Origin of the sequence: Pseudomonas sp., from assembly GCF_036387035.1 — a bacterium.
In the GTDB taxonomy this organism is placed as follows: Bacteria; Pseudomonadota; Gammaproteobacteria; order Pseudomonadales; family Pseudomonadaceae; genus Aquipseudomonas.
The window spans coordinates 1-8,422 of sequence record NZ_DASVUM010000228.1 but is presented as its reverse complement, the minus strand read 5'-3'; the positions used below and the strand labels follow the sequence as shown (position 1 = coordinate 8,422).

Here is an 8,422-nt window from a genome sequence, read left to right as displayed (position 1 = left end):
CCAGCTGTTCACGGAATTTGCGACGCAAAGCGGAGTGGGAAATTCTGGACATAAGGCTTCCTGATTCTGGCCGTCATCGAAATGCGAGCAATGCTACCGCAAAATCAGGCTGAAACGACTCACCTCGACGAGCGACGTGCGCTGATTGACGTCCAAGCTGTCGCCATCCGATTTCACACAGCTCTTTCAGAAATGCCCACCGCTGCCAGTCTATGCGCGAGAAGCGACGAAACCTGCTATGAGCGGTATACCACTGAGTGGTAGATTTCAAATCGCTGGTGGGTACCGACATGCGGGAAAGAGTGTTTAAAACGAAGGGGTTTTGCGCTGCCGCCAGTAAGGCGGCGATTGACGACAGAGAGCTTTGCACCGCTATTGAAGAAATTGGCAGAGGTCAAGCTGATGATCTGGGTGGCGGTGTCTGGAAGAAGCGACTCAATGAAAATCGACATCGCTCGATCATCCTCGCGAAAGGCAAGTTCTACTGGGTTTATCAGTTTCTCTTCGCGAAACAGAACCAGAGCAACATCAATAAGCAAGAGCTTCTCGCTTTCATGAAGCTCGCCAGGGCTTACGAGAAACTGAACGTGCGGCAAATACAAATGCTGCTCGATCGACGGGATTTCACGGAGATCTGCAATGAAAAAAAAGACTGAGAGCGAAGCGCTGGCATCAGTGCATGAATCCGCCACGGCGTTGTTGGGTATCGGCGCTATTGATAAGGCGACGATGCGCGAGTTTGACCGGCATTGTATGACGGAGGTCCCGGCTGAAATGGAGCCGGCGCAAATCAAGGAGATTCGTGAGCGTAGCCATGTCAGCCAACCTGTATTCGCGCGCTACCTCAACACCAGCACTTCCACGATCAAGCAGTGGGAAGCCGGGTCCAAACGTCCCGGCGGAATGGGCCTCAAACTGTTGAGCATCGTTCAAAAGCATGGGCTCGAGACATTGGCCTGAGCCTGTCTGTTGCCGATCCTTTCCCACTTGCGTCTTACAGCGGCTCCGAGCGATTGGCGTCCACCAATCGGTGCAGTTCAAGTTTGTGAAAGTGACGCGGAGCGTAACAGGATGCATCACCACGCGGAGCGTGGGGACGATCCATCACACCGTTCATCTTCCCGACCCAAGCCGGTTCCACTTAATGCATGTGGCACCTCGGTGGGGCAGGCTCTAGCTGGATAGGCGTGGCCCGCAAATCCGAAATCGTAAAAACCGAAGCAAGCGCTTGCGTGAATCGATTCAGCTGTTCTAGGATTCAGCTGTTCCGAAACATGTCAACGTAATACCCGAGTGCCACCCGCCAAGAGGTGGCCCACGCATAAAAACAAGAAACCTCGGAGATTCACATGATCCGCTCGTCTGCTCGATTGCCGCGCGTGCTGTCCGCCTCTGTGCATTGCGCTCCATCGGCCGCTCACCCATGAGCGCCGTCCTCTCTGTGTCCTCTCAGCCCGTGCTGGAAATGAACGCCATTTCCAAGACCTTCAACGGTCTGCGCGTGCTGAAGAACGTCGCGCTCAAAGTCTACGCCGGTGAAGTTCATGCCTTGATGGGTGAGAACGGCGCGGGCAAATCCACACTGATGAAAATCCTGTCCGGCGCTTATCAGGCCGATGCCGGCGGCGAGATCCGCATCGACGGTCAGGCGCTGAGCGCCTTCGATCCGTTGTCGGCAAAAGCGCGCGGCATTGCCGTGATCTATCAGGAACTCAGCCTGTGCCCGAACCTCAGCGTCGCCGAGAATATTTATCTGGGCCGTGAGCTGCGCCGTGGCTGGAGCATCGACCGAAAGGCGATGGAGGCCGGTTGCGTGGACGTGCTGGTGCGACTGGGCGCTGATTTCAAACCCTCGACCACCGTCAGCGTGCTGTCCATTGCCGAGCGGCAACTGGTGGAGATTGCCCGGGCGCTGCACGCCAACGCCAAAATCCTGGTGATGGACGAGCCGACAACGCCGCTCTCGTCCCGGGAGACCGACCGGCTGTTTGCCCTGATCAAACAGCTGCGCGACCAGGGCCTGGCGATTATTTACATCAGCCATCGCATGGCCGAAATCTACGAGCTCTCCGACCGGGTGTCGGTGCTGCGCGACGGCGAGTACGTCGGCATGCTGGAGCGCGACGGCCTGTCCGCCGAGGCGCTGGTGAAGATGATGGTCGGCCGCGACCTGTCCGGTTTCTACAAGAAAGAACACGCCGCCTACGACCCTGGCGCGGTGGTCATGCGCGTGCGCGATATGGCCGACGGCAAGCGCGTCAAACCCTGCAGCTTCGACCTGCACGCGGGCGAAGTGCTGGGCATCGCCGGGCTGGTCGGGGCAGGGCGCACAGAGCTGGCGCGCCTGATTTTCGCGGCCGATTCACGTATCGCAGGCTCCCTTGAGGTCGCCGGCAAAGCCATCACCGAGCTGCGTAATCCCGCGGATGCGATTAGAGCCGGCGTGGTTTACCTCACCGAGGATCGCAAGGCCCAGGGCCTGTTTCTGGACATGAGCGTGCGCGACAACATCAACGTCTGCGCCTGCGTCCCGGACGCCCATGCCGGTGGCGTGCTTGATCGTGGGCGTGGGGCGAAGCGCGCGATCGAGGCGATTCGTTCGCTGTCGATTCGCGTGGCCTCGGGTAAGGTCAATGTCGGCGCGCTGTCCGGCGGCAATCAGCAGAAAGTGCTGCTGGCGCGGCTGCTGGAGGTCAAGCCTCACGTGCTGATCCTCGATGAGCCCACCCGCGGCGTGGACATCGGTTCGAAGTCCGAGATTTACCGAATCATCAACGAGCTGGCCAAGGCCGGCGTCGGCATTGTGGTGATCTCCAGCGAGCTCCCGGAAATCATCGGCACCTGCGACCGCGTGCTGATCATGCGCGAGGGCGAGTTGGTGGCCGAGGTCGGCGGAGCGTCGGGCGAGGCGATTTCCCAGGAGCGGATCATTGATCTGGCCACGGGGAGTGCGCACATGCAGTCATCGATCAACAACAATAAAAAGGAACCCAGGACATGAGCCTGCCTTTGGAAAACTCGCCCGCCGTGGCCGCCGTCAGCAAGCGTGAGCACGTGCGCGAATTGATGCGCACCGTGGGCATGCTGCCCGTGCTGATTCTGTTGCTGATCGGCTTTTCGCTGATGACCGACACCTTCATGAGTTGGCAGAACCTGTCGATCATTACCCAGCAAGCCTCGGTCAACGTGGTGCTCGCGGCGGGCATGACCTTCGTGATCCTGACTGCCGGCATCGACCTGTCGGTGGGCGCGATCCTCGCCGCCTCGGCCGTCGTCGCCCTGCAAGCCTCCATGTCCCCGCAGTTCGGCATGCTGGGCATCGCCGCCGGCGTTGGCTTCGGCCTGTTGCTCGGGCTGGTCAACGGCGGACTGATTGCGTTCATGCGCCTGCCGCCGTTCATCGTCACCCTCGGCGCACTCACCGCCATGCGCGGCCTGGCGCGTTTGCTGGCGGACGACAAAACCGTCTTCAATCCCGATCTGCCGTTTGCGTTCATCGGCAACGATTCAGTGCTCGGCGTGCCGTGGCTGGTGATCATCGCCGTGGCCGTTATCGTGGTTTCGTGGTTCATCCTGCGGCGCACGGTGATGGGCGTGCAGATTTACTCGGTGGGCGGTAACCCGGAAGCGGCGCGCCTGTCCGGGATCAAGGTGTGGAAAGTGCTGCTGTTCGTCTACGCGGTGTCCGGTGCGCTGGCCGGCCTCGGCGCGGTGATGAGCGCCTCGCGCCTGTTCGCCGCCAACGGCCTGCAACTGGGCCAATCCTACGAGCTGGACGCCATTGCGGCGGTGATCCTCGGCGGCACCAGTTTCACCGGCGGTGTCGGCACCATCGGCGGCACGCTGATCGGCGCGCTGATCATCGCGGTCCTGACCAACGGCCTGGTGCTGTTGGGCGTCTCCGATATCTGGCAATACATCATCAAAGGCATTGTGATCATCGGCGCGGTGGCGCTGGATCGCTATCGCCAGTCGGGTGCGCGCACCTGACCCAACGCTGTCTGGCGGCATCCGTTTCAACGAAGACTCTGACAATAATCACAAGAGAGAACCCATGAACTTCAAACGCAAATTCCCTGCTGTCGTGTCCCTGTGCCTGGCGGCGTTGCTGTCCCAGGGCGTCGAAGCCCGCGAGCTGAAATCTGTCGGCATCAGCCTGGGTTCGCTGGGCAACCCGTACTTTGTCACCCTGGCCGACGGCGCCAAAGCCAAGGCCCTGGAGCTCAATCCCAATGCGAAGGTGACGGCCGTTTCCGCCGACTACGACCTGAGCAAGCAGTTCTCCCAGATCGACAACTTCATTGCCTCGGGCGTCGATCTGATCCTGATCAACGCGGTGGACCCGAAGGCCATCGCTTCAGCGATCAAGAAGGCCCAGGCCGCCGGCATCAAGGTCGTGGCCGTGGACGTCAGCGCCGCCGGTGTCGACGCCACCGTGCAGACCGACAACGTCGAAGCGGGCAAGCTGGCGTGCCAGTTCATCGTCGACAAGCTGTCGGGCAAGGGCAACGTGATCATCGAGAACGGCCCACAAGTCACCGCCGTGACCGACCGCGTCACCGGGTGCAAATCGGCCTTTGCCGCCGCACCGGACATCAAGATTCTCTCCGACGATCAGGACGCCAAAGGCTCTCGCGAAGGTGGCCTGAACGCGATGCAGGGTTACCTGACGCGGTTCCCGAAAATCGACGGTCTGTTCGCGATCAACGACCCCCAGGCTATCGGCAGTGACCTGGCGGCCAAGCAGCTCAAACGCAGCGGCATCGTCATCACCTCGGTGGACGGTGCGCCGGACATCGAGCAGGCGCTCAAGGCCGACACGTTGATCCAGGCCTCGGCCAGCCAAGACCCATGGGCCATGGCGCAGCAGGCGGTCGTCATCGGCAACGACCTGCTCAACGACAAGAAGCCGGCTGAAGCGGTGACCCAATTGACGCCCAAGCTGATCACCCGTGACAACATCGGTGCCTACAGCGGCTGGTCGAGCAAGCACTAAGACCGGCCCGAAGGAGACGGCGCAGTGATCAAAATGGAAGACGTGGCGAAGCGGGCGCGGGTCTCGACCTCGACTGTTTCTCACGTGCTCAACGGCACGCGCAAGGTCAGCGACAAAACGGTTGAAGGGGTCCAGCGAGCGGTCCGGGACTTGGGGTACATCCCCAACACCCTGGCGCGCTCCCTGGCCCGTTCGCGCACCAATACCATTGGCGTGGCGATCTCGGCGCTGTCCAACCACTATTTCAGCGAGACCGTGCACGCCATTGAAACCGAATGCGCGCGCCACGGCATCATGATGTTGTTCGTCGACACACACGACGACCCCGCCCAGGAACTGCGCGTGGTTCAGGCGCTGCACCATCGCCGGGTCGATGGCATTTTGCTCGCGCCGTCCAGCGACCCGCAGCAGGCCGCGTTGGCGTATTTGCGCAACAACGCCATTCCCAGCGTGTTGGTGGACCGCATGGCAGTCGAGGGCTTCGATCAGGTCGGCGTCGAGAATCGCCAGTCCACCCACGAATTAGTGGCCCATCTGATCGGCCACGGTCATCGGCGCATCGGCATGATCGCCGGGCACCGGGGACTGAGTACGACGGAGGAGCGGATCGAGGGTTACCGGCAGGCGCTTGCCGAGGCGGATTTGCCATGGGACCCGCAGCTGTTAATCGACGGCGAGTCCAACAGCGAATCCGCACGCGTTGCCACGGCAGCGCTGTTGCGCTTGAACCGGCCGCCCACGGCGATTCTGGCGGCCAACAACCTGATGACCATTGGTGCCATGCACGCGTTGCGTGACGCCAACATCGCCGTGCCGGAACAGATGGCGCTGGCCGGCTTCGATGATTTCGACTGGGCGGATTTTTTTCTGCCGCGCTTGAGTGTCATTGCTCAGCCGGTGCAGGCGCTGGGCGCCCGTGCAGTGCAGTTGCTGCTGCAACGCATCGACGAGCCGGAGGGCAAACGACTGTCGGAGCGGCTGGCACCGACGTTACGCATTCGCAATTCGTGTGGATGCCCTTAAGCGTCTACTGACAGGAAATGAATGTTCATGAATCACGCAGTTTCGCTGGGCATCGACCTCGGCACCTCTGAACTCAAAGCCATCCTGCTGGACGCCAAAGGCGCGGTGCTGGCCCAGGCCGGTGCGCGCGTGGAGGTCAGCCGCCGGCAGCCGGGCTGGTCGGAGCAGAACCCTGCCGACTGGTGGAGGGCGTGTCTTGAGGCATTGGCCCGGTTGCGGGAAGCGAACCCGCAGGCGTGGGCGCGGATTGGCTGCATCGGGTTGTCCGGGCAGATGCACGGCGCCGTTTTGCTGGATGCCGCGCAGCAGGTGCTGTACCCGGCGATCCTCTGGGACGATTCCCGCGCCGTGCTTCAGGCCGCGCAACTGAATGAGGATTTCCCGGGATACGCAGAAGTCACCGGCAGTCTGGCCATGGCCGGGCTCACGGCGCCCAAACTGCTGTGGCTGCAGCAGCACGAACCGCAGGTATTCGCGCGCATCGCCTGCGTGTTGTCGCCCAAGGATTACCTGCGCCTGTTGCTGACCGGCGAGCAGGTCAGTGACATGTCCGACGCCGCTGGCACCTTGTGGCTGGATGTGGCCAGACGTGAGTGGTACGCACCGATGCTCCACGCCACCGGGCTGACGGTCGGGCAAATGCCGAGATTGCTGGAAGCCGATCAGCTGTCTGCCGGGCTGAGCGCCGAGGCGGCGGATGAGCTCGGTTTGCCCTTGGGCCTGCCGGTGGCAGCGGGCGGCGGCGACAATCCGGTTTCGGCGGTGGGCATCGGCGCGATCAACGCAGGCGATGCTTTCGTCACCCTCGGCACCAGCGCGGCCATCGTCGCGATTACCGATCATGCGGCGGGCCATCCGGCCAGCGCCGTGCACAGCTTTTGCCACGCGCTACCACAGCGCTGGTACACCATGGGTGCGATGCTGGCCGGGGCGAGCTGCCTGCGTTGGGTCACCCGTTTGCTCGGTCAGCCCAGTGAGCAGGCATTGCTTGAACACGTCAGTGCTGCGTTGCCAATCGATCAGCCGGTGGCGGTCACCGGTCCTTTGTTTCTGCCTTACCTGGCGGGCGAGCGCACGCCGCACAACGACCCGCTGTTGCGCGGGGGCTTCATGAACCTGGGGCACGACAGCACGCCAGCGATGTTGGGTTACGCCGTGCTCGAAGGCGTCGGCTTCGGGCTGCTGGACGCGATGAACGCAACCCTTTGCGCCGGTGCGACCGTCAACGCCTGTGCGCTGGTGGGCGGCGGCGCACGCAGTGAGTATTGGGCGCAGTTGTTGGCCAACATCATTGATCGCGAGGTCTATACCCTGCAGGGCAGCGAACTGAGCGCCTGTATCGGCGCGGCGAAGCTGGGTTTTCTGGCGATCGGGCAGGGCGCTGAGCTGTTGCATCAGGGGCTGCCGGTCAAGGCGCGGTATCAGCCTGTGTCTGCGGTGCAGCCGGCGTTGCAGGCGCGCTATCAGAAATTTCGCGGATTATTGGCGGCCGCGCAGGGCTTGCGGGATGACGCCCCTGTCGGGTTGCGCTGAAGACGGCGTGCTTGAAACCGGACATCATCAGCCAACGACCTTGAAGAGTGATTTCAATGACGCTGATCATCAAGCGACTGACCCCCGAATTTGCCTCGGCGTATCGAGCGCTGATGCTCGACGCGTACCGTCTTCACCCGGATGCCTTCACGTCTGATGTCAGTGAGCGTGAGGCTTTGTCGATCACGTGGTGGGAGAAGCGGCTGGCGGTGGGCGCTGAGGTCACCGATGCGGTGTTTGGTGCGGTTGAAGGGGAGACCCTGTTGGGGGTTGCTGGCCTTTCGGTTGAGAAAAGACAGAAGGCGCGTCATAAATCTACGCTGTTTGGGATGTATGTGCCGCAGGCGCACCGGGGCAAGGGCATTGGGCAGCGCCTGGTGGGTGGTGTATTGGACTATGCGCGGGAGCAGCCGCAGTTGTTGCTGGTTCAGTTAACGGTGACGCAGGGCAATGATGGTGCGCAGGGGCTGTATGAGCGGATGGGGTTCGAGGCGTTTGGTGTGGAGCCGTATGCGGTGGCGGTGGGGCAGCGGTATGTGTCGAAGGTGCATATGTGGTGTGATCTCAGGAAGTGATATCTGAAATCGGTCACCCCGCGATCTTGGGCATCTAAACCAAGATCAAGGGCTTCGGCCTAACGGCCTCGGGTTTCGCCTTCGGCGAGTTACTTTTAAAAAGCACTAAAAGTAACCAAAAGTGCCTGCTCTCGGTTGGGCCCTTCCTTCGTCAGGGTTCCTTCACTCCGGTCTCGCTCCGTGGGCCCGCGCCGAACGGACATCCCTGTCCTGACGGCGCTCTCGCCGCATCCATGCGGCTCGGCCCACTGCGCGAGACCTGCGTTCAGCCTGCACCCAAGTCGCGATTGGCGGT

The 8,422-nt window shown here is 61.8% G+C and carries 8 protein-coding genes; all 8 read left to right on the top strand.

Annotated features, from left to right (window positions below; translation table 11 throughout):
* The first annotated feature begins 290 nt into the window (after nucleotides 1-290).
* Nucleotides 291-656: a type II toxin-antitoxin system RelE/ParE family toxin gene (locus VF672_RS20900; RefSeq protein WP_331106427.1), complete on the top strand. Its 366-nt coding sequence runs from the start codon at nucleotides 291-293 to the stop codon at nucleotides 654-656.
* On the top strand, nucleotides 640-960 hold the full coding sequence (locus VF672_RS20895) for a DNA-binding transcriptional regulator (protein ID WP_331106425.1): 321 nt from the start codon (nucleotides 640-642) through the stop codon (nucleotides 958-960). The genes VF672_RS20900 and VF672_RS20895 overlap by 17 nt, the downstream gene beginning before the upstream one ends.
* A gap of 481 nt (nucleotides 961-1,441) precedes the next feature.
* A complete protein-coding gene (locus VF672_RS20890; protein WP_331106426.1) occupies nucleotides 1,442-3,001 on the top strand; it encodes a sugar ABC transporter ATP-binding protein in 1,560 nt (519 codons plus the stop codon).
* A complete protein-coding gene (locus tag VF672_RS20885) occupies nucleotides 2,998-3,990 on the top strand; it encodes an ABC transporter permease subunit (RefSeq protein ID WP_331106424.1) in 993 nt (330 codons plus the stop codon). The genes VF672_RS20890 and VF672_RS20885 overlap by 4 nt, the downstream gene beginning before the upstream one ends.
* A 64-nt stretch (nucleotides 3,991-4,054) precedes the next feature.
* The gene (locus tag VF672_RS20880) at nucleotides 4,055-4,996 is read left to right on the top strand and encodes an ABC transporter substrate-binding protein (RefSeq protein WP_331106423.1); all 942 of its coding nucleotides are present in this window, start codon (nucleotides 4,055-4,057) and stop codon (nucleotides 4,994-4,996) included.
* 24 nt (nucleotides 4,997-5,020) lie between these two features.
* Nucleotides 5,021-6,019, top strand: coding sequence for a LacI family DNA-binding transcriptional regulator (locus VF672_RS20875; protein ID WP_331106422.1), 999 nt, complete (start codon nucleotides 5,021-5,023; stop codon nucleotides 6,017-6,019).
* A 27-nt stretch (nucleotides 6,020-6,046) separates the two neighbouring features.
* Entirely contained in the window at nucleotides 6,047-7,552 is a 1,506-nt protein-coding gene (gene xylB, locus VF672_RS20870) for a xylulokinase (protein WP_331106421.1), read from the top strand.
* A 56-nt stretch (nucleotides 7,553-7,608) separates the two neighbouring features.
* Nucleotides 7,609-8,127 (top strand): GNAT family N-acetyltransferase, encoded by a 519-nt coding sequence (locus VF672_RS20865; protein WP_331106420.1) that lies wholly within the window; start codon nucleotides 7,609-7,611, stop codon nucleotides 8,125-8,127.
* The last annotated feature ends 295 nt before the right edge of the window (nucleotides 8,128-8,422 follow it).